We start from the raw sequence: 20,064 nt of genomic DNA on the forward strand, positions 1-20,064 counted from the left end.
TCTTCCTACTGCCCCAACTTTGCAACAGCACCCTACCGAGCTTCCGAACACCTGATCCAGTCATGCAACACAGGTTTATTCACCCACCCGACATGTACAAACCGATGTTCGAAAACACGCTCAGCGCCATACGGTTCCCTGTTCCTCTGAAGCGTCCTGGGTTTAGTTCCGCTTCTTCTACTACCCCGTATTGACGGGCTGGGTGCGATGGTACTCGATTTCTACTGAAGACAAGTGTAGAAGGACCTTCAATCACCGTATTGCCTATCGCTATCTATGTATAAACCCCCAAGCGTCTCATTTAAATCCCCGTCAAACTAGATAATTAACCTCTTATAAGCCGCGCATAGTTGGCGAACAGAATCTCTAGGCGTTGGCGCTCCGAAGTGAGCTTGCGAGGCGCTCCCATTGCTTTATCCACTTTCCGGTCGAGCACGTCATGCGCCTTCACCAGTTGTGGTGCCATGGCCAGCGGGTTATAGTGCTCAGCTAGCGAGCGCTCTGGATGTAATGCCCGCGCATCGAGGACTTTCTGCCCAGCCTTGATGATGCGCTTCTAAGTAGCTTCATCGAGTTCTGGGACAGGGAATGTATTCCACGTCAGGGTGCTGGAGAAACGATAATCCGATTTGATTCTTCCGCCTACAGTTCTTTGCCAAATGATGAACATCGATGAAGAAATGAAGCCGAATTGAAGCCCGTCTGGGTCAGATACCAGCATGTTGGCATCGCCGCAGATTACTGAGGGAGGGTTGATTTGAGCAGTCCAGTATTTGCGGGTTTCACTAACGTGGCGAGGAATAGCTACATAATCTGTGGCAGGTTGGCGTATCTCGCCGAACAAGTGTGGCGTATCAGCAAGCTTCTTTGCCGCTGCGCGAGTGCTCCTATTTCTATGCTGTTGGACTGCTGTGACGGCTTCTTTGAGGGTCACTGATTTGGATATGTCGGAAGGGGAAAAGTCGTCCCCCGCCATCCAAAAACACCAACGGTTTGCTTTCCGGATTAGCTCTTGAGCGCCTATAAAACGACGCACGTATTCCATAGCAATAGGATCATTGTCTGGGCGCGCTGTCCCTGCTTTGGGGACGAGATACCCCCCATCATTCGGCATGCTTCCAAAACAGCGGACGCGAGACTAGGTGACAATACCGCGTTTCGGGTTTCGACTAGGACATTTGCCCCGTCCACTAGATAAGCGTTAATCCCATGCTCCGCGGAAAACAACTCATGCTATGGCTTCCGCAACATCGACTACTCCATCAAACCCACGACAGTGGGATTCACACCCTAAATCCTCACACGTGCAATCCTCGGCCCTTAAAAACCGGAAAACGAAAGAAACCGGAGGTAACATACCCTTTCGAGTTTGTTACTTCCAGTGGTGCAGTTTGTTCAACTGCTCACTGTGCCCGGGGCGGGACTTGAACCCGCACGTCCTATAAGGACACTGGCACCTGAAGCCAGCGCGTCTGCCAATTCCGCCACCCGGGCAGGGTTTTGATATGTCTTGGCGACTAAATAAAGATAGCACGGGGGTCAGTGTTTTTAACAAATCCGCAGGCACAAACCCAAAAATCCCCAGCGTGTCCGCACGGTTCTTCGTTGGATCTGCCCATTGCCCCTATACTTAGGCACGTTATTTGATAATCCATTACAAGTCACAGTGGTAAAGGAGGTCCGCGCCAATGGGAATCATGGGCAGGCTCGCAAAGCTTGACTCCGCCATGCAGCGCGGACTCGACAACGGCATGGCGTTCGTCTTTGGCGGCCGCGTCGTTCCCGCAGAGATCGAGGAGCTCCTCAAGCAGGAAGCCCAGGACAATCTCACGCGCGGCGACGACGGGTTGCTCTACGGACCCAACGTGGTCACCGTCGCGGTGAGCTCCAAGGATATTGAGAACTTGTCGCGCGACGCTGACCTTCCCGAGCTCTTGGCGGACCAGCTGGGGCGCTTCATGCGCAACAAAGGCTGGGCGCTCGCCGGACCCGTCATCGTCCGCATCGCGGAGGAGTCGGGACTGCGCACGGGACAGCTGCGCGTGTCTTCTTTTATTGACCACGAGCCGGGCGAGGAAACCGGTTACGACGCCATTTTCCACGAGCCCACCCCGCAGGAGGGCGACTCTCAGGAGGACGAGATGACTGATCAGTACAACAATCCCGAAGCCGCAACCACGGCATTCCGTGCCGCGCGCATGCCGGACAATCCCGGCAGCGGCCCGAGCGTCAACCTGCTGCTGCAGGACGGCTCCTCGCGCACGTACCAAGTGCACGAGGGCTCGAATATTATCGGCCGCTCCACGGACGCGGACCTGCGCCTGCCCGATACCGGTGTCTCCCGTCAGCACGCGGAAATCACGTGGAACGGCCAGGACGCGGTGCTCGTCGATCTGCAGTCGACGAACGGCACGACCGTCAACGACACCCCCATTGAAAACTGGCTTCTCGCTGACGGCGATGTGATTACTATGGGGCATTCGCACATCGAGGTCCGTATCACGGGTCTCGATAACTAGATTTTCTTCAACTTCCAGGAAGGCGGCACCACGTGTCCTCCGTTGTATTGCTCGGACTGCGCATCGCAATCCTGGCGCTGCTATGGATTTTTATCCTGGTAGCCCTCAATGCCATGCGCCGTGACGCAAACAAGGCGGCGGCCGTGACGGCATCGGCAAGCCCGGCGCGCACGCCGCACCGCAAGGAGGCGGCGCACCAGATCTCCATCGTGGAGGGCCCGCTGCAGGGCTCCCACATGGCGCTAGGCACGCTCGAGGACCTGGTGCTGGGCCGCGCCAACGAGTGCGACTTCGTGACGGGCGATGATTACTCGTCCGCACGGCATTCGCGGCTTTTCCGCCGCGGCTCCGACTGGTTCGTGGAAGATTTGGAGTCCCGCAATGGCACGTTCGTCAACGGCGTGCGCATTGACCAGCCCGAACGCGTGGGCGTGGGCACGGATATCAAGATGGGTCGAACCACAGTAAGGCTGATGCCATGAAACTCAAAGTAACGGCCCTCTCCGACCGCGGCCTCGTCCGCGGCAATAACGAGGACTCCGCATACGGCGGCACGTGGCTGCTCGCACTCGCGGACGGCATGGGCGGCCACGCGGCCGGCGAGGTCGCCTCGCAGCTCATGATCACGCGCCTCGAGCGGATTGATAAGGACCCGGGCGACAACGACATGCTGTCGATCCTGGCCGCAAGCGCCCGCGATGCGAACGTGGACATCAAGCGCCACGTCGACGAGCACCCAGAGACCGAGGGCATGGGTACGACGCTCAGCGCGCTCATGTTCAACGGCTCCGAGTTCGGCGTCATCCACGTGGGTGACTCCCGTGGCTACCGTCTGCGTGACGGCAAGATCGAGCAGATTACGAAGGACGACACCTTCGTCCAGTCGCTCGTGGACCAGGGCAAGCTCGACCCGGCGGACGTCTCGTCGCACCCGCAAAAGTCCCTGATTTTGAAGGCGTATACCGGCCACGACGTCGAGCCCACGCTGTTTATGCTCGACGCCAAGGTCGGCGACCGCCTTCTCCTGTGCTCCGACGGCCTGTCGGATCCCGTCACGGCGACCACCATCGAGTCCGCCCTCAAGCAGGGCAGCGTGGAGGATGCCGCACAGATGCTCGTCGAGCTCGCGCTGCGTTCCGGCGGCCCGGACAACGTGACGGTCGTTATCGCCGAGGTCGTGGAGGGCTCCAGCGAAGCTTCGTCCCCGCACCTCGTGGGCGCTATCGCCGGCGAGCTGCCGGAGCCCACGCATCCGGATTCCGCAGCCTCGCGGGCGGCGAAGCTTAACCGCGCCGTCCCGTCGACCACCGCACAGACCATGGCGCATGTCGGCGATAAGGACGGTGAGGGGGGCTCCGAGGATTCGGAGCCTGCCCCACGGGGCAAACTCGGCTGGATCGTGGTCTCGTCCATCCTCGTCGTCCTCATCGCCGTCGTAGCCGCCGGCCTGTGGGCGAAGAACGCCATGACGGACCGCTACTACGTCGCCACGGACGGAGAGATCACCGTCCAGCAGGGCACGGACTTCGAGCTCTTCGGCCGCGCGCTGCACTCCACCTACCAGCACGCCTGCCTCAACGAGAAGGGTGAGCTGGGGCTCAGGACGGCGGACTGCACGGGCGATTTTTCCCCGTTCACGCTCGAGGCCCTTCCGGCCTCGGAGCGCAGCGCGGCGGCCAACCTCGGCGCCGGCTCCTATGACGAGGTACAGGGACAGCTCGTGCGCCTGGCGGAGAAGACCCTGCCGGTGTGCGAGGCGTCGACAAAGCCTGCCGATGCCCCCAAGCGCTCGGCCTCGGCCACCCCGTCGGCTACCACGTCTGCTGCGCCGTCCGCTGCTTCGTCTGCTCAGCCGTCGTCATCGGCGGCTCCGTCGCCCACATCCACAATCCAATCTGAACCGGGAGTTAACTGCCGGGAGGTGAAGTAAATGAAGGCCCGTTTTCGCGGGACCGAGCTGGGGCTGCTGCTCCTCGCCACGGTCGTATTCTCCTTTATTCTCGTCGCTCTCGAACTCTCTCAAGGCAATTCACTCACCACGGAACTGTTCTATCTCATTGGCGGCTTCGTGGGCGTCTTCGCCGTCGCACACATAGCGCTCAGCTTCCTCGCGCCGTGGGCGGACCAAATCATGCTGCCCATCGTCGCCGTGCTCAACGGCATGGGACTTATCATGCTTGCACGCCTCGACCTCGCCAATGGCTGGGGACTCGCGTCGCGCCAAATCATGTGGACCATCGCGGGCATCGTGCTCTTTGTCCTCGTCCTCGTGCTCCTCCGCGACCACAAATCGCTCACGCGATACTCCTACATCTTGGGTGCGCTCGGTCTTATCCTTCTCGCCCTGCCGCTCGTGTGGCCGCAGCCGCCGGATGCCGAAGCCCGCATCTGGCTGTGGCTGGGGCCCTTCTCCTTGCAGCCGGGCGAGCTGTCGAAGATCCTGCTCATCTTGTTCTTCGCTATGCTGCTCACGCAGAAGCGCTCCCTGTTTACCGTGGCGGGCTATAAGTTCCTCGGCGTCTCGCTCCCGCGCCTGCGCGATCTCGCGCCCATCCTCGTGGTGTGGGCCATCGCGATTGCCATCATGGGCATCTCCAACGACTTTGGTCCGGCCTTGCTCCTCTTCTCGACGGTGCTGGGCATGCTGTACATGGCCACCGGCCGCGTCTCGTGGCTGGCCATCGGTCTCTTCCTGGTCGCCATCGGCGCCTACGGCATCTACCAAATCTCGGACAAGATCCAGAACCGTTTCTCCAACTTCTTGGATCCTTTGGGCAATTATGATTCCGGCGGATACCAGCTCTCGCAGGCGCTGTTTGGCATGTCCTCCGGCGGCATCACCGGCACGGGTCTGGGCCAAGGTCACCCGGAAATCGTCCCCGTGGCGCACTCGGACTTCATCCTCGCGGGCATCGGCGAGGAGTTCGGTCTCATCGGTCTCGGCGCGGTGCTCATCCTCTTCGGCATACTGTGCTCCCGCGGCTTCCACACGGCGCTGCGCGTGCGCGACACGTACGGCAAGCTCGTCGCGGCGGGCCTCGCGCTCACCATCGCCATCCAGGTCTTCGTCGTCACCGGCGGCATCTCCGCACTCCTGCCCATGACGGGTCTCACGACCCCGTTCATGTCCGCGGGCGGCTCCTCTCTCATGGCTAACTACATCTTGCTGGGCATCCTGCTGCGCATCTCCAATTCCGCGCGCAGGCCCGCGGTCGAGCACACCGCAGCGCAGTCCAGCGATACGTCCATGTTCCCGGCCGTCCAGGAGGCACACCGATGAACAAGTCGATCCGGCTCGCTGCGATCTTTGCAATCCTGTTGACCGCCATCCTGCTCGTGCGGCTCACCGTCGTCCAGGCTTTCTCCGATGAGAAGTATGCGGATAACCCCAAGAACCTGCGTGGCTTCTACGAAATGCAGACCACCCCGCGCGGGCAGATCTACTCCGGCGGCACCGTGCTCGCCCAGTCCACTGCGGACGCGGAGGGAATTTATACCCGCAGCTACCCGGCGGCATCGGCAGCCTACTCGCCCGTCACGGGCTACCTGTCCTCGCAGTTCGGCGCCTCGGGACTCGAGTCCTCGTATAACAACGTCTTGAACGGTACGGACGACTCACTCATGGGCCAGAACTGGCTCGACCAGCTCTCCGGCAAGCAGCCGCTCGGCGCGAACGTCGAGGTCACCATCGACCCGCAGCTCCAGCAGTTCGCGTACGACCAGCTCACGAACGCTGGCTACAACGGTGCGGCCGTGGCCCTCCAGCCCTCGACCGGCAAGATCCTCGCGCTCGCGTCCTCGCCGAGCTATTCCGCCGCGGACGTCACCAACGAGGACACCGGCGCGGACACGTGGGCGCAGCTCCAGGAGCAACCTGGCAACCCGCTCATCAACCACGCGACGCAGGAGACACTGCCTCCCGGATCGATCTTTAAAATCATCACCTCGGCCGCGGGACTCAACAACGGCTTCACGCCGGACTCGACGCTCACGGGCCAAAATTCGATCACGCTACCCGACAACGTGACGACGCTGACCAACTACGGCAACCAGATGTGCGGCGGCTCCGCGCAGGTCACGCTGCGCACCGCCTTCTCCCTGTCGTGCAATACCGCGTTTGTGGAGATGAGCGAGTCCATCGGCGCGGGCGAACTGCGCAAGTACGCAGACGCTTTCGGCGTGGGCCAGGACTATGACTTGGGTGTCGACATGTCCTCCGGCACGCTGGGCGATCTCGCGGATGCCTCCGCCACCGCGCAGTCCGCCATCGGCCAGCGCGACGTCACCATGTCCGCGCTCCAAGCGGCAAGCATGGCCTCCACCATCGCCAACAAGGGTGTGCGCATGACGCCGTACCTCGTCAACAAGGTGACCAACGCCCAGATGGAAGACGTCACCGTCACCAAGCCCAAGGTCGCCGCCACCGCCATTTCCGAGGAGACCGCCGCAACCATCCAGGACCTCATGTTCGGCTCTGAGCAGGCCACCTACGGCTATGACGGCAACGGTTTTGCCTCGAAGACGGGCACGGCCGAGCACGGAGATGGACTTCCCCCGCACGTCTGGTACGTCGCCTACGACCCGGAGAAGGACATCGCCGTCGCCGTCGTCGTCAAGGACGGCGGCCACCTCGGCGAGGGCGCCACCGGCGGCCAAGTCTCGTCCCCCATCGGCCGCGCAATCCTGCGCGCTTACACCGGAACGGAGGGCTAGTCGCCCATGGAACAGGAACGCTTGCAAGAGCTCATCGGCTCCGATTACACCCTCCAGTGGGTCATCGGCCACGGCGGTATGTCCACCGTGTGGCTCGCGGATGACAACGTCCACCAGCGCGAGGTCGCCATCAAGGTGCTGCGCCCGGAATTCTCGGACAACAAAGAATTTCTCGGCCGCTTCCGCAACGAGGCACAGTCCGCCCAGCAGATCGACTCGGACAACGTCGTCGCCACCTACGACTACCGGGAGCTCAAGGACACGAACGGCGCCATGTTCTGCTTCATGGCGCTCGAATACGTCCGCGGCGAGTCCCTCGCGGACCTCCTTGCCCGCGAAGGCGCGCTGCCCGAGGCACTCGCCCTCGACGTCATGGAACAGGCCGCGCACGGTCTCTCCGTGATCCATCGCATGGGCATGGTCCACCGCGACATCAAGCCAGGCAACCTGCTCATCACGCAAAACGGCCAGGTGAAGGTCACCGACTTCGGCATCGCGAAGGCCGCGGCCGCTGTCCCGCTCACCCGCACCGGCATGGTCGTGGGCACCGCGCAGTACGTCTCCCCGGAGCAAGCCCAAGGCCACGCAGTGTCCCCGGCCTCGGACGTCTACTCGCTCGGCGTCGTCGGCTACGAGATGCTCTCTGGCAAGCGGCCCTTCTCGGGCGACTCGTCGGTGTCCGTCGCGCTCGCCCACATTTCCAAGGTCGCTGAGCCGCTGCCCACCACAATTTCCGCGCAGGCCCGCGAGCTCATCGGCATCGCGCTGCGCAAGGACGCCGCGCGCCGCTACGCGGATGGCAACGAGTTCGCGCTCGCCATCTCCCAGGTTCGTTTTGGCAAGCGTCCACCCGAGCCGGCCGGCGCTCCGGTTCCCGATATCGCCGAGCCGCCCTCACCCACCGCGTCGACGGAGATGCTCGCCAATGCGGCGCAGCCCACCACGACGCAACCGGCCGCAGTCGCGGTCTCAGAGAAAAAGCCCATCCTCCCCTGGATCCTCGGCGCCGCTGCCCTCCTCGGCGGCGGCATTTGGGCAGCGACGGCACTCACCGGCGGTGACGACGGCGAATCAACAGAGCCGACCTCCGCAGATCCCATCGTCGTCACGGAAACCGTTTCGTCGACGGAAGACGAGCAACCTGATCGCTCCACGGCTCCGGCAGCACCGACCAAGTCCCAACGCACGCCCACACACCGCACGCACGAGGCACCCACCGTGACGGAGACGAAGGCTCCGGCTGAGCCGCCTGCGGAGGAAGAGCAGAAGCCGCCCGCTCCCGTGGATGAAACGACGCAGGAGGAACAACCCGAGTTCACCACGCAAGCTCCCACAACCACGGAGGCTCCCAATACCGTGGAAACTGAGGTCAACCCATTAGACTCTTTAAGCGTTAACCCGACGCATTTCGCAACAAACCCCAGCGCGACTCTTTAATATGGCAAGTCACCGTTAAGGAACTTGTCAGGAAGGTATGCAGAAGTAATGCTCAATGACCGTTATTCGCTTGGCGAGGTCATCGGCTCCGGCGGCATGTCGGAGGTGTACGCCGCCGAGGACACGAGCCTCGGCCGCAGCGTAGCGGTAAAGATGCTGCGCCCCGAAATGGCACGGGACGTCAACTTCCGTGAGCGCTTCCGCCGAGAGGCCCAGAACTCCGGCAAGCTCAATCATCCCAATATCGTGCAGGTCTTCGACACCGGCGAGGACATGTCCTCCAATGTTGCCATCCCGTACATCGTGATGGAACGCGTCAACGGCCGCACGCTGCGCGACATCATCACCGAAGACGGCCCCATGACCCCGGAGGAGGCTGCGGAAATCCTCAAGCCGGTCGCGGACGCGCTCCAGGCCTCCCACGAGGCCGGCATTATCCACCGCGACGTCAAGCCGGCGAATATCATGCTCACCAACACCGGCCAGGTGAAGGTCATGGATTTCGGCATCGCTCGTGCCCTCGATGACTCGACGTCCGCCATGACGCAGACCTCCGCTGTCATCGGCACCGCGCAATACCTCTCGCCGGAGCAGGCCCGCGGCAAGACGGCGGACGCCCGCTCCGATGTCTACGCGCTCGGCTGCGTGCTCTACGAGTCCGTCACCGGCCGCACGCCCTTTGAAGGTGAGACCCCCTTCGCCGTCGCCTACCAGCACGTCCAGGAGGATCCGGTTCCGCCGTCCGAGTACATCGAGGAACTCTCCCCCACCCAGCGCGTCAATATCGACGCCGTCGTGCTCACCGCCATGGCCAAGCACCCGGCAGACCGTTACCAGTCCGCATGGGAGATGGCCGGCGATCTCGAGCGCCTCTCCCGCGGCGCCGTCACCCAAGCCGCGCGCACGCACATTTCCGCAGAAGACGACGCACCGACGACGATCACGCACGCGCCGGTCGCTTCGACGCGCCCCACGGGCACTGAGAAGTCTGGCTCCGGCCTCAAGTGGCTGGCTGCTCTGCTCGCCGCCGCGCTCATCGGAACCGTGGGCTACTTCGGCTGGGACTTTTACCAGAACTCCCGGGACCTCAAGCAGCAAGAAGCTGACCGCCGCGCCGAGGCCGCGCGCCAGGCAAACATGGTCATCATCCCCGAGGTCGAGAACCGCCCCCGCGCCGAGGTCGTCAAGGAACTCGAGGAGATGGGCCTGCTCGTCCAGGTAAACCAAGAGCCGAATGACGACGTCGCGCGCGACCGCGCCATCCGCATCAACCCTGCGGCAGGCTCGGAGTTGCAAAAGAACTCCACGGTCATCCTCACCGTGTCCTCCGGCAAGGAGATCACGGACGTTCCGGATATCACGGGCATGAACGTCGACGAGGCCACCCAAGCCCTCACGGACGCAGGCCTGGAGCTCGATGACACCGTCACCGAGGAATCCAATAAAGACATCCCTACGGGCCAGATCATCTCGCAGAACCCCGCGGGTGGATCCCAGCTGTCCAAGGGTTCCAAGGTCCGCATCACCGTGTCTACCGGCCCGGAGGATGTCTCCGTTCCGGATATAAAGGGCCTCAACGTCGAGGACGCCAAGTCCACCCTCGAGGGCCAGGATCTCAAGGTTCAGATCCAGATGGTAGACTCCACCAAGCCGGAAGGCACGGTGCTCTCCATGCCGGATACGTCGAACGCCAAGGCGGGCGACACCATCACCCTCCAAGTCTCCAACGGCATGCTCATTGCGGTGCCCGATCTCGTCCGCATGACGGAGTCCGATGCCAAGTCGGCCCTCAAGCAGTTGGGCTGGACCGGTTCGTTCACCAAGGGCGAGGTCGTCAACACGCCGGTGCCCACGGACGCTGGCCGCATCGCATGGTCCTCCGCCCAGTCTGGCCAAACCATCCGTAAGGACGCCGATATCCAAATCCGCGAATGGAAGTTCCTCAGCGATTTGGGCAACGCCTTCAACTCGGTTACGAATGGTGGCCGCTAAGCGTGAGCTAAAGCTGCTGGTACAGTAGTCGTATTCAAGGAAATAACTCCCACCGCACATCAAAGTGAAGGTACACCATGCCGAAGTCTAAGGTTTCGAAGAGCTCGACCCCTCAGGTCACGAGCACCTCAGCCAACCGCACCCCGGTCAAAATCAATAACGAGGGCACACCAAAGTGGTACATCGTCCTCATGCTGGGCCTCATGATCCTCGGCCTCGCCTGGATCATCGTCAACTACCTCGCCGGCGAGGATATCTCGTTCATGGCCGAGCTCGGCCCCTGGAACTATGGCATCGGCTTCGGCCTCGCCATCGTCGGCCTCCTCATGACGATGGGCTGGCGCTAACCGCCTCCCTGCCCTCTCACGGCGCCCTGGGAAACCCAGGGCGCCTTTTTGTGCTTTCCGATACCCCCTCTCTCCTCACCGTCCCAGTGGCTCATGGTGTGAGCTGAAGCGTCGCCACAAATACGAATCATCCACCCCAAACCGCAAAAATACACAAACCACCACCACTCTCCAGACGCGAAGCGGCCAAGCCACGGAGTACTCCTGCTGCTTGCAGCTGCCGCGCATACTTAGGCAGTGCTGGTTTTCGCTTTGAGTATTTGCCCCACCCTGCCGTAGGTGATGCCAAGAAGGTAGGCGATATCGCGGTAGTTGTACCCACCATCCGCTAGCCGCCGAGCATGTTGCGACATATTGGCAAGCTCATGAGCTTCACGCTCGCGGATGGCGGCAAGTTGGTCGCGGGTAGCTTGAGCTTGTTGCTCTACTTCACCAACAAGGTCAAGATGAACGATAGCTGTTTCGGGCGAATCGGTAAGCTCCGGGAAAAGGGCGAGAGCGTCACGGATTTCTTCTTGAATCTGGTCAAGACGACGCGCCTGAACGATAACGCCAGGGTCTTCGACTAGCTGGGCAACCCACCAGTTCTCGCCGCGCTCAACACAGGCAGTAAACGTATTCATGTCCTACTGTTCCATTCCGATTTGCTTGTAGATTTTACGAGCCATGAGATTGTCAATCTCCTTATGGCGCCCCACGGTGGTGTACTTCTCGCCAACCCAGATTCGAGTATGGTTACCGCCCTCTTTAATCGTGAGCGTTTGACCCGTTCTTTTTGCAAAGTCGGCGATGTTTTTAAGAATGTCTTTCCGCTTCGTCACAACGATAGTATAGCAAACTAAACACTGTCAAGTATAGTCCGATATACTTACTTCCGATTGGGCTGACCAACTTCGGCTACTGCCGGTGAAGACAAAACATAGCAATGCAAATAGCTAGTGACATAGCAATTCCTATAGCTATTTGTTTAGCGTCACAGGTTGATGTGCTACTTGCAGCTACTGCGCGCGCCGCCTACGACCGCTCGACCGGCCGCACACCAATGACCGTACCGGCTTCCCCCCTGGCAACCGTGATTCCCCTCGCCCTGCTGGGGGCCGCTGCGCTCGCGGCTGTGGTCGGCGTCCGTCGGCGACGTGCCTAGTTCGTCAAACAGCTTCGCGATTTCCGGGTTAGCAAGCAACTTTCCTCAATCGCATCAATCTTAGCCTTATCGGCCGAGTCTCGTCGTACCATAGTAGTCATTCTGGCTTGTCTGCTTATGCGGAATGGAACTCCACACACAAACCATCAGACGCCCTCCCGGCTCCGGCAGGACCAGCGTGTTGACCAGCTTATTCACCACAGTGACCGAGGGGTCCAATACTGCGACTCCTATGACAATGCCCTAGCAGGGGCCATAAACAGCCTCTACAAGGGAGAATGCATCCACAACGTCAGCATCCACCCCACAGGCTTCACCACACTCGACGAAACCGAGAAAGCCATCACCAACTGGGTCGGCTGGTACAACAACCACCGACTCCACTCAGCCCTGGGCCACACCAGCCCCGTCGACTACGAGACCGCCTACTGGAACGCACTCTCCACCACGAACATAGTCGCCTGACCTAACCCAAAACCAGAAAACTACCCTCTAGAAAACACGGGGCTTGACACGGTGCGTGCAACAGTCAAATTACAAGAATGTGTTTTTGTGGGACGGGGGCATTTTCACACTTTCCACACGGTGCAGGAAAAGTTATCCACAGGTTGGGGATAAAGGTGTGGATAGTAGAATTCAACAGGTTTCTCCACACCCTGTGGAATTCCCCAATCCCCCTTTTCACACTGTGGTTTTTTTCCCACACCCGGCTCTGCACCCTGCGCGATCAGGGAAAACTCCGTTCGGATGTTCGGTAAATTACAAAAATGTAGTTATCCACAATGTGGATAACTGATGTGGAAAGATTTCGCACACTTGTCCGCGTGGAAAACACGCGGAGGTTATCCCCAAACTGCTGCTCGCAGTCCAATCCCCGCAATCACAAGGATCCCCACAATAAAAACACCGAGCCAGCGCACCCACACCCGGCGCGCCCGGAGGAACGGCAACAACACCAGCCCCGTCACGAGCCCGCCCACGTGCCCCCACAGCGAGACGCCCGGTGTCATAGCGGTATAGACAACGTTGGCAGCGATAAGGAAGAGTGGCGCCCGCAGGTCGAGTCCCTTCGCCCGGTAGACCCCCACCATGAGCGCCATAAGCCCGTAAAGTGCACCGGATGCTCCCACTGTCGGCTGGTCGAAGGCATTCCACAAGATGGCCAAACTGCCGCCCAATCCCGCGCACACATAGGCCGCCGTATAGAGCGCGCTGCCCAGCCATCGCTCCACTTCCCTGCCAATGAGAACGAGGAAGATCATATTGACCGCGAGGTGGCCCAGATCCAGGTGCATAAACATGGACGTCACGGGACGCAACCAATCGGCGCCGCCCGCAAGAACCGCAGGCCCCCACAGCGTCCACTCTGTTGCCAACTCCGAGTCGTAGTAGGCACCCGAAATCGAACGCGCCTGGATGGCTGAGATAATCCATGCTGCCGTGCAGAAGAGCACGAGCACCGTCGACGCGGGCGCAACCTTGGCGTACGTCCGGGTCCATTCCTTGATGGTCATGGAGATGTCCTTATTTTCTTCTGGTCTTCTTCAGGCTTCTTCGCGTGGCTTCTGGTCGGCTAAAACCATCAAAGCCCGCGCTGCCAGTAGTGGCAGGCGCGGGCTTGCACGCTCGTGAAGCGCTAACTCACTTAAGCGATGTCGATAGACTCGATAACGACATCATCAACCGGGCGGTCAGCGTAGCCGGTGCGAACGCCGGCGATCTCAGCGACGACCTTCTTGGAGGCCTCATCGGTGACCTCACCGAAGATGGTGTGGTGGTTGTTGAGGTGCGGGGTCGGCGCCACGGTGATGAAGAACTGGGAGCCGTTGGTGCCCGGGCCAGCGTTGGCCATGGCGAAGAGGAACGGACGGTCGAACTGAAGCTCCGGGTGGAACTCATCCTGGAACTGGTAGCCCGGGCCGCCGGTACCGGTGCCGGTCGGGTCGCCGCCCTGGATCATGAAACCGTCGATGATGCGGTGGAAGATGGCGCCGTCGTAGAACGGGCCAGACTGCTCGCCCTTGGCGTTCTGGGTGGAGTAGTCCTTGGTGCCCTGTGCCAGGCCGATGAAGTTCTCAACGGTGACAGGGGCGTGGTTGCCATACAAGTCGATGACGATGTCACCGTGATTCGTGTGCATGGTTGCAGTTGCGGTCTTCTGAGTCATGTCCACCATCATAAAGAATTTCCCGACATGAGGGCGGATCGAAAGTAATGCCGAGAGCGATCACGGCTGCGCACCGTAGGATATGCACCATGTATAAGGCCATTCTCTTTGATCTGGACGACACTCTCCTCGACCATCAGGGGGCATTGCGTGACGGCGTCGACGAATGGTGCGTCTCGCTCGGGTTGCCCACCGGCCAGCACGCGCGCTTCCGCGAGCTGGAGAAGAAATGGTTTGCCGCCTACGAACGCGGCGAGGTGAGCCACCCCGGTCAGCGAGCTGGCCGATGCCGCGACTTCCTCAACCGCCCCGAGATGACCGAGGCCGAAGCGCTCGCTGCCTACGACGGTTACCTTGCGGCCTATGCCCGCAACTGGCGGGCGTTCCCGGATGCCCTACTGGTCCTCGAGCGGGCCCATGCCGCCGGTCTCAAGGTGGGCGTGCTCACCAATGGGGCGCGCGACATGCAGCAAGGCAAGCTCGCCGCGACCGGGCTGGACCTCGACTTCGTTGTACTCATCCCCACCGTCGAGCTCGGCACGCCCAAACCGCACCGCGAGGCCTACCTCGCAGCGTGTTCGATTATGGAATCCTCCCCCGCCGAGACCCTCATGGTCGGCGACTCGCTCGCCAATGACGTCGAAGGCGCCCGAGCTGCGGGCCTCGATGCGCTGTGGTTCGACCGCGCCGGTCGCGGTGATCTCGCCTCCCTCGACGAGCTCACTTTCTAAGCACTCAGTTTTCTACATCCCCAGCAGCGCGAGCGGCACAACGGCAATACCGTCGGGACGGCGGTAGGCCCTATCGCCCGTGGTAATGACCACCGCGTCCGCCATGGCATCGCCCCTGAGATATCACTGTTGCCCTCGAAAAGCTGTGCCATGCTCACGCTCGGTTCGAATCCAGCGCGAACGCATCATCCACGCTCCTACGGACAAAGTCCCAAGACTCGAGCATGCGCTGCCATTCGTCAATGAAGAAACCCCACCGCACGAGGAGTGAGATGCGATGGGGTACGAAGGCGGGACGCTAAACGGTGACGGACACTGTCGCACGAACCTCGTCGCGAGCGAGCACCATGTTGCGCAGTGCTGCTTCGGTCTCGGCATAGCCGCGGGTCTTGAGGCCGCAGTCCGGGTTAACCCACAGGCGCTCAAGCGGGAAGTGGCGCAGTGCCGCTCGGATGAGCTCGGCCATCTCGGCGACGGACGGCACGCGCGGCGAGTGGATGTCATAGATGCCCGGGCCGAGTGCGGAGTAGAAACGCTCGTCCACGTCGGCGAGAAGCTCCATGCGGGAGCGCGCGGCCTCGATAGAGGTGACGTCCGCATCGAGCGCGGCGACGGCCTCGATGATCTGGCCAAACTCGGAGTAGCACAGGTGCGTGTGAATCTGCGTCGTCGGCTTGGCGTCGAGCGCGGCGAGGCGGAAGGCGCGCACGGCCCAGGCGAGGTACTCCGGACGGCGTTCCTCGCGCAGCGGTAGCAGCTCGCGCAGGGCGGGCTCGTCGATCTGAATGATGTCGATGCCGGCCTGCTCCAGGTCGTGGACTTCGTCCGCGAGCGCGATGCCCAGCTGATCCGCGGAAACGGACAGCGGCACGTCGTCACGGTTGAACGACCACGCGAGGATGGTGACCGGGCCGGTGAGCATGCCCTTGACCGGCTTCGTGGACAGCGATTGCGCAAAGGCAGACCACTCGACGGTCATCGCGCGCGGGCGGGAGATATCGCCCACGACCAGCGGCGGACGTGTGCAGCGGGAGCCGTAGGACTGGACCCAGCCGTTGTCGGTGACCACGAAGCCGTCAAGCAGCTCCGCGAAGTACTGCACCATGTCGTTGCGCTCCGGCTCGCCGTGGACGAGGACGTCGAGGCCCAGACGCTCCTGCAGTTCGACGACCGCGCGGACTTCGTCCTTGAGCGCCTCCTCGTACTCGGCGGCCGTGATCTCCCCCGCCTTGTGGGCCGCACGCGTCTGGCGGATCTCCTGCGTCTGCGGGAAGGAACCAATAGTGGTGGTCGGCAGCAGCGGGATGTCCAGGGACTTCTGCGTCTCAGCACGCTCGGCATAGAGGGGCTGGCGCTGCACCTCGCCTGCCTGCAGGGCCGCAGTGCGAGCAGCGACGGCGGCATCATGCGTGCGCTCCGAGGCGGCGCGGGTGCGCACAGCGCGGTCCGCCTGGGCGTAGGCCTCCGGGGCATCGAGGGGTCCGGCGGCCAGCGCCACGACCTCGGCGACCTTCTCGTCCGCGAAGGAGAGCCAGGGCGCGACGTCGACGGGCAGGTGCGTTTCCGCCGCCACCGTGTGCGGAACGTGGAGCAGGCTCGTGGAAGTGGACACGGAGACCGCGTCCCCGAGCTGCTCGAGCGTGTTCCGCAGCGTGCGCAGATCCGCGGCCCACACGTTGCGGCCGTCGATGAGGCCGGCGACGAGGTGGATATCGCGGAGCGAGGCCACACGGTGCACGTAGTCCGGCTCCTGCGCGAGCGTGCCGACCGCGAGGTCGACATGGAGCGCCTCGGGGGCGGCATCGGCAAGCGCGGCGAGTCCGGCGCGGGCGGCGCCGTAAGGAGTGGAGACGAGAACCTGCGGGCGCTGCTCAGCGCCGAGGATCTGGGCGTAGGCTGCAGCGATGTGCTGTGCGAGGGTCGCGTCGTCGGCGACGGCGAGGTCCGCGACAACGGCGGGTTCGGTGAGCTCAACCCACTCGACGCCGGCGTCGGCGAGGGCGGCGAGGACTGTGCGGTAGGACTCAACGAGGGCATCGAGATGCTCAAGCGGCTGGGACGTGGCACCGTCCGCCTGCTTGGACAGGGCGAGCAGCGTGACGGGGCCGACGAGGGCAGGACGGATGGTGTGACCGGCGGCGCGGGCCTCCTCGACGAGACGAAGCGTGCGCTCGGGACGCGGGATAAAGACGGCGCCGTCGGCAATCTCCGGGACGAGGTAGTGGTAGTTCGTGTCGAACCACTTGGTCATCTCGAGCGCGGGCTGGGCATCATTGCCGCGCGCGAGGGTGAATTCCTCAGCGAGGGAAACCTCTTTGTGGGTGCCAAGGACGCCGACGGTGAGCGCGGTCTCGAGCACGTGGTCGTAGACGGCGCCGTCAGCGGGGATGGCGTAGTCCTCGTTCAGGCCGGCGTCGCGAAGGCGCGCATACGTATCTATACGGAGCGCACGGCTCGCGGCCAGGAAGTCCTCTTCGCTGGCGCGGCCAGACCACAGGGCCTCGAGCGCGAACTTGAGCTCGCGCTGGGCGCCGATGCGCGGGTAGCCCTGGATGGTGGCGGAGGGGAAAGGTGCAGTAAACGGGGTGGAGTGAGGAGTGCTCATGGGTGGATTCCAATTTCTGACAAGATAGTGGTGGTAAGTTCAGCGTCGTTGTGGGTGTACATGTGCAGGCCCGGGGCACCGCCGCGGAAGAGTTCGCCGGCGAGCTGGACCGTGAGTTCGAGGCCCGCGGTGGGGTCCCCGCGCAGGCGCCGCTCAAGGCGGTCTGGCACGGGCACGCCGGAAAGCTCAGACATTCGGTGGACCCGGGCCAGGCTGGTCATGGGCATGATGCCCGGGATAAGCGGAATGTGGACCCCGGCGAGCCGGGCGCGCTGCTGGAAGCGCAGGAAGTCCTCCGCGTCGAAGAAGAGCTGTGTGATGGCGAAGTCCGCGCCCAGGCGTTGCTTGGTGAGCAGGACATCGAGGTCCTCGTCGGGGCTGGCGGATTCCGCGTGGCCGCCCGGGTAGCACGCGACGCCCACGGCGAGCCTGCCGGCTGCAAAGCGTGCGAATTGCTCAGTCTCACGCTGGCGAATGAGGCGGACGAGGGCATCGGCATGCGGGAGATGGTCAGGCGGGAGCGCAGTTTCCCCCTCCGGCAGATCCCCGCGTAGGGCGAGGAGGCCGCGGACCCCGGAGTCGACGAGGCGGTCGATCCAGCCCTCGAGCTCGTGCGTGGGGCCGGCCGTGCAGGCCAGGTGCGCGAGCGGGCGCATATCCGTGGCGTAGCTGATGCGCTCGATAAAGGCGGCGGTGCCCTCAAGCCAGCCAGAGCGACGGGAGCTCGTCACCGCCACATAGTCCGGATCGAAGCGGGCGAGCGTATCGATGAGCCCGGCGATCTTGGCGTCATCCGCGTCGTGACGGGGCGGGATGACTTCGAAGGACAATGCGACGCGCTGGGCGGTGCGCGCGGGTCGCTGCTCCAAAAGGTCTAGCGGCGCGGAGGCCGAGAAGCGCGGAACCATAGATCATCCTTCCTGGTAGACGGGGTGTGTTGATGCAAAAACGTACCAAGCTGTTCACTTTTGGTGGAACCCTTATATTTTTAATATCACCAATGAATAGTGCACACGCTTGTTAATTAGGTGAAAAGTGCACGAATAAAAATCGGCCTGTAGTTCGGTCCAGATACGCCCCCACCCAGAGTCCGGAAGATAAGTACGCTGGGTGAGGTAGCGAATCAAGCAAAAAAGGAGACCACCATGAACCCGACCTACATCGGACCGGCCCTCAAGGCTGCACAGTCCGCATGGGCCAAGTTCGCCGAGTACCGCGAGGACAAACAACGCGAGGCCTACGACGCGCTCGCCACCGCCGCGGAGACCGCGTCGAGCTCCCTGGACGATAATTTCCCGCGTTCCCGCAAGGAGGCGGGCAGCGTCACCAAGGCGGCGCATGCTCGTCTGGAGCGCACGTTGGCGGAGCTCGCAGACCGCCGCGAAGAGGTCGCCGGGGAATTGGGCAACCGCGTCGCAGAAGCCAAGAAGGCTGGCCGCACCCAGGTCAAGGAGGCGCGCAAGGAGGCCAAGGCCGCAACCAAGCAAGCCCGCAAGGAATCCAAGCGCACCCAGAAGCAGCTGTTTAAGAAGAACAAGCAGGTCTCGAAGAAGATCGAAAAGGCCCGCGCCAAGGCACTGAAGAAGGCCCAGGCCCGCGCCGCGAAGAAGGAGAAAGGCTCGAAGTTCTGGCCCATCGCGGCCGTGCTGGCCGTGATCTCCGCTATCGCTGGCGGCGTGTACTACTGGCTGCGCAAGAACGACACCCCGGCCACCGAGCCGCCGCGCGTCGAGGAATTCGGCGCAGACAAGGTCCAGGGCTCCACGCTGGTCTACACGTCCACCTCGGCAGCCGATGATCTCGCCGATACCCCGGCTGACAAGGCTGCCGTCCACAGCGATCTCGCCGAGGAAGGCGTTGTCGAGCGCGATGAGAAGCTGCTGGGCGACATCGACGAGCAGATTGCCAAGCTGCGCGAGGAGGGCTCCACTACCACGGCCGACCGCATCGAGGCTGAGGCCGAGCGCAAGGGCGTGGACGAGAAATTCGACGGCGCCAAGCACCGTCTCGACGAGGATAATAAGTAGTCCTTTACCCCCGGATGGGCGCAAAATGTGTGCATTCGGGGCCCTGCGCGGGTTGCCTTGATCACTGCGAATTGCAAGTTATCGCACCCCAATGGTTGCATAGACCCCAATCTGAGATGTGATCTTCTCACCTGGTTCTTGGCAACACTGGAGGTACCGCGCATGGCTATCGAAGCTCTGACCGTCACTTTAAAAAACGGCGACGTCTTTTACTTTGACGCGGGCGCAGTGGTCGATGACCCTGTCGCCCGCGTTGATCTCCTCCGCGACGCCATCGACTCCGGTTCCCTGTTCCGTTCCGTCGATACCCACGGCACGCAGCGCGAATTCAACGGCACAGACGTCGCGAGCTACTTCCTGTCCTAGCACCCGTAATGAGTAC

General features: G+C 62.3%; 20 protein-coding genes, 1 tRNA gene and 1 pseudogene. 12 read left to right on the forward strand and 10 right to left on the reverse strand.

The features are described 5' to 3' along the window. Nucleotides 1-325: 325 nt before the first annotated feature. The 3 genes from HMPREF2559_RS13520 to HMPREF2559_RS10290 form a co-directional block, all read right to left on the reverse strand. Complete coding sequence (locus HMPREF2559_RS13520) at nucleotides 326-550, reverse strand: type IIL restriction-modification enzyme MmeI (RefSeq protein WP_309473684.1); 225 nt, start codon at nucleotides 548-550, stop codon at nucleotides 326-328. Nucleotides 551-556: 6 nt separating this feature from the next. After that, a complete protein-coding gene (locus HMPREF2559_RS13320) occupies nucleotides 557-1,114 on the reverse strand; it encodes a type IIL restriction-modification enzyme MmeI (protein WP_309473681.1) in 558 nt (185 codons plus the stop codon). A 295-nt stretch (nucleotides 1,115-1,409) separates the two neighbouring features. Further along, a tRNA-Leu gene (locus HMPREF2559_RS10290) sits at nucleotides 1,410-1,494 on the reverse strand. A gap of 194 nt (nucleotides 1,495-1,688) precedes the next feature. Here HMPREF2559_RS10290 and HMPREF2559_RS10295 point away from each other — a divergent pair. The 8 genes from HMPREF2559_RS10295 (at nucleotide 1,689) to crgA (ending at nucleotide 11,008) form a co-directional block, all read left to right on the forward strand. Continuing rightward, nucleotides 1,689-2,519, forward strand: a complete 831-nt coding sequence (locus HMPREF2559_RS10295; RefSeq protein WP_066511203.1) for a DUF3662 and FHA domain-containing protein — start codon at nucleotides 1,689-1,691, stop codon at nucleotides 2,517-2,519. A gap of 32 nt (nucleotides 2,520-2,551) precedes the next feature. Then, on the forward strand, nucleotides 2,552-3,001 hold the full coding sequence (locus HMPREF2559_RS10300) for an FHA domain-containing protein FhaB/FipA (RefSeq protein WP_066492831.1): 450 nt from the start codon (nucleotides 2,552-2,554) through the stop codon (nucleotides 2,999-3,001). Further along, nucleotides 2,998-4,449 (forward strand): PP2C family protein-serine/threonine phosphatase, encoded by a 1,452-nt coding sequence (locus HMPREF2559_RS10305; RefSeq protein ID WP_066492828.1) that lies wholly within the window; start codon nucleotides 2,998-3,000, stop codon nucleotides 4,447-4,449. Before HMPREF2559_RS10300 ends, HMPREF2559_RS10305 begins: the two co-directional genes overlap by 4 nt. Then, complete coding sequence (locus HMPREF2559_RS10310; protein ID WP_070540632.1) at nucleotides 4,450-5,799, forward strand: FtsW/RodA/SpoVE family cell cycle protein; 1,350 nt, start codon at nucleotides 4,450-4,452, stop codon at nucleotides 5,797-5,799. Beyond that, nucleotides 5,796-7,232, forward strand: coding sequence for a peptidoglycan D,D-transpeptidase FtsI family protein (locus HMPREF2559_RS10315; protein ID WP_070540634.1), 1,437 nt, complete (start codon nucleotides 5,796-5,798; stop codon nucleotides 7,230-7,232). Before HMPREF2559_RS10310 ends, HMPREF2559_RS10315 begins: the two co-directional genes overlap by 4 nt. A gap of 6 nt (nucleotides 7,233-7,238) precedes the next feature. Further along, on the forward strand, nucleotides 7,239-8,669 hold the full coding sequence (locus HMPREF2559_RS10320) for a serine/threonine-protein kinase (protein ID WP_066511188.1): 1,431 nt from the start codon (nucleotides 7,239-7,241) through the stop codon (nucleotides 8,667-8,669). Nucleotides 8,670-8,717: 48 nt separating this feature from the next. Next, a complete protein-coding gene (pknB, locus tag HMPREF2559_RS10325; RefSeq protein ID WP_066492814.1) occupies nucleotides 8,718-10,661 on the forward strand; it encodes a Stk1 family PASTA domain-containing Ser/Thr kinase in 1,944 nt (647 codons plus the stop codon). Nucleotides 10,662-10,738: 77 nt separating this feature from the next. Further along, nucleotides 10,739-11,008, forward strand: coding sequence for a cell division protein CrgA (gene crgA / locus HMPREF2559_RS10330; RefSeq protein WP_066492811.1), 270 nt, complete (start codon nucleotides 10,739-10,741; stop codon nucleotides 11,006-11,008). A gap of 230 nt (nucleotides 11,009-11,238) precedes the next feature. Here the strand turns inward: crgA and HMPREF2559_RS12535 are convergent, their stop codons facing one another. Next, entirely contained in the window at nucleotides 11,239-11,631 is a 393-nt protein-coding gene (locus HMPREF2559_RS12535; RefSeq protein WP_077210025.1) for a hypothetical protein, read from the reverse strand. Between the two features lie 3 nt (nucleotides 11,632-11,634). Then, a complete protein-coding gene (locus tag HMPREF2559_RS10340) occupies nucleotides 11,635-11,829 on the reverse strand; it encodes a toxin HicA (RefSeq protein ID WP_066492808.1) in 195 nt (64 codons plus the stop codon). Nucleotides 11,830-12,269: 440 nt separating this feature from the next. On the opposite strand from HMPREF2559_RS10340, the gene HMPREF2559_RS13525 reads away from it, so the two are divergent. Continuing rightward, complete coding sequence (locus tag HMPREF2559_RS13525) at nucleotides 12,270-12,617, forward strand: integrase core domain-containing protein (RefSeq protein WP_070540637.1); 348 nt, start codon at nucleotides 12,270-12,272, stop codon at nucleotides 12,615-12,617. Nucleotides 12,618-12,994: 377 nt separating this feature from the next. Here HMPREF2559_RS13525 and HMPREF2559_RS10350 read toward each other — a convergent pair whose 3' ends face one another. Both HMPREF2559_RS10350 and HMPREF2559_RS10355 read right to left on the reverse strand, forming a co-directional pair. Further along, a complete protein-coding gene (locus tag HMPREF2559_RS10350) occupies nucleotides 12,995-13,666 on the reverse strand; it encodes a rhomboid family intramembrane serine protease (RefSeq protein WP_070540640.1) in 672 nt (223 codons plus the stop codon). Nucleotides 13,667-13,797: 131 nt separating this feature from the next. After that, complete coding sequence (locus tag HMPREF2559_RS10355; protein ID WP_066492859.1) at nucleotides 13,798-14,328, reverse strand: peptidylprolyl isomerase; 531 nt, start codon at nucleotides 14,326-14,328, stop codon at nucleotides 13,798-13,800. A gap of 80 nt (nucleotides 14,329-14,408) precedes the next feature. Here HMPREF2559_RS10355 and HMPREF2559_RS10360 point away from each other — a divergent pair, with 80 nt between their 5' ends. Beyond that, a complete protein-coding gene (locus HMPREF2559_RS10360) occupies nucleotides 14,409-15,050 on the forward strand; it encodes an HAD family hydrolase (protein WP_066492803.1) in 642 nt (213 codons plus the stop codon). Between the two features lie 12 nt (nucleotides 15,051-15,062). Here the strand turns inward: HMPREF2559_RS10360 and HMPREF2559_RS13530 are convergent. The 3 genes and pseudogenes from HMPREF2559_RS13530 to HMPREF2559_RS10370 all read right to left on the reverse strand — a co-directional run. Next, nucleotides 15,063-15,161: pseudogene (locus HMPREF2559_RS13530) on the reverse strand (DUF4143 domain-containing protein); the annotation flags it as partial. A 187-nt stretch (nucleotides 15,162-15,348) separates the two neighbouring features. Further along, on the reverse strand, nucleotides 15,349-17,655 hold the full coding sequence (metE, locus tag HMPREF2559_RS10365) for a 5-methyltetrahydropteroyltriglutamate--homocysteine S-methyltransferase (protein ID WP_070540642.1): 2,307 nt from the start codon (nucleotides 17,653-17,655) through the stop codon (nucleotides 15,349-15,351). Further along, nucleotides 17,652-18,563, reverse strand: coding sequence for a methylenetetrahydrofolate reductase (locus HMPREF2559_RS10370; RefSeq protein WP_070540645.1), 912 nt, complete (start codon nucleotides 18,561-18,563; stop codon nucleotides 17,652-17,654). Before HMPREF2559_RS10370 ends, metE begins: the two co-directional genes overlap by 4 nt. Before the next feature lie 237 nt (nucleotides 18,564-18,800). Between HMPREF2559_RS10370 and HMPREF2559_RS10375 the strand changes: the two genes are divergently transcribed. Next, nucleotides 18,801-19,682 (forward strand): hypothetical protein, encoded by an 882-nt coding sequence (locus tag HMPREF2559_RS10375; protein ID WP_070540648.1) that lies wholly within the window; start codon nucleotides 18,801-18,803, stop codon nucleotides 19,680-19,682. Nucleotides 19,683-19,844: 162 nt separating this feature from the next. Next, nucleotides 19,845-20,048 (forward strand): hypothetical protein, encoded by a 204-nt coding sequence (locus HMPREF2559_RS10380; protein ID WP_066492794.1) that lies wholly within the window; start codon nucleotides 19,845-19,847, stop codon nucleotides 20,046-20,048. The last annotated feature ends 16 nt before the right edge of the window (nucleotides 20,049-20,064 follow it).

Origin of the sequence: Corynebacterium sp. HMSC072G08, from assembly GCF_001809185.1 — a bacterium.
GTDB classification, from domain to species: Bacteria; Actinomycetota; Actinomycetes; order Mycobacteriales; family Mycobacteriaceae; genus Corynebacterium; species Corynebacterium phoceense.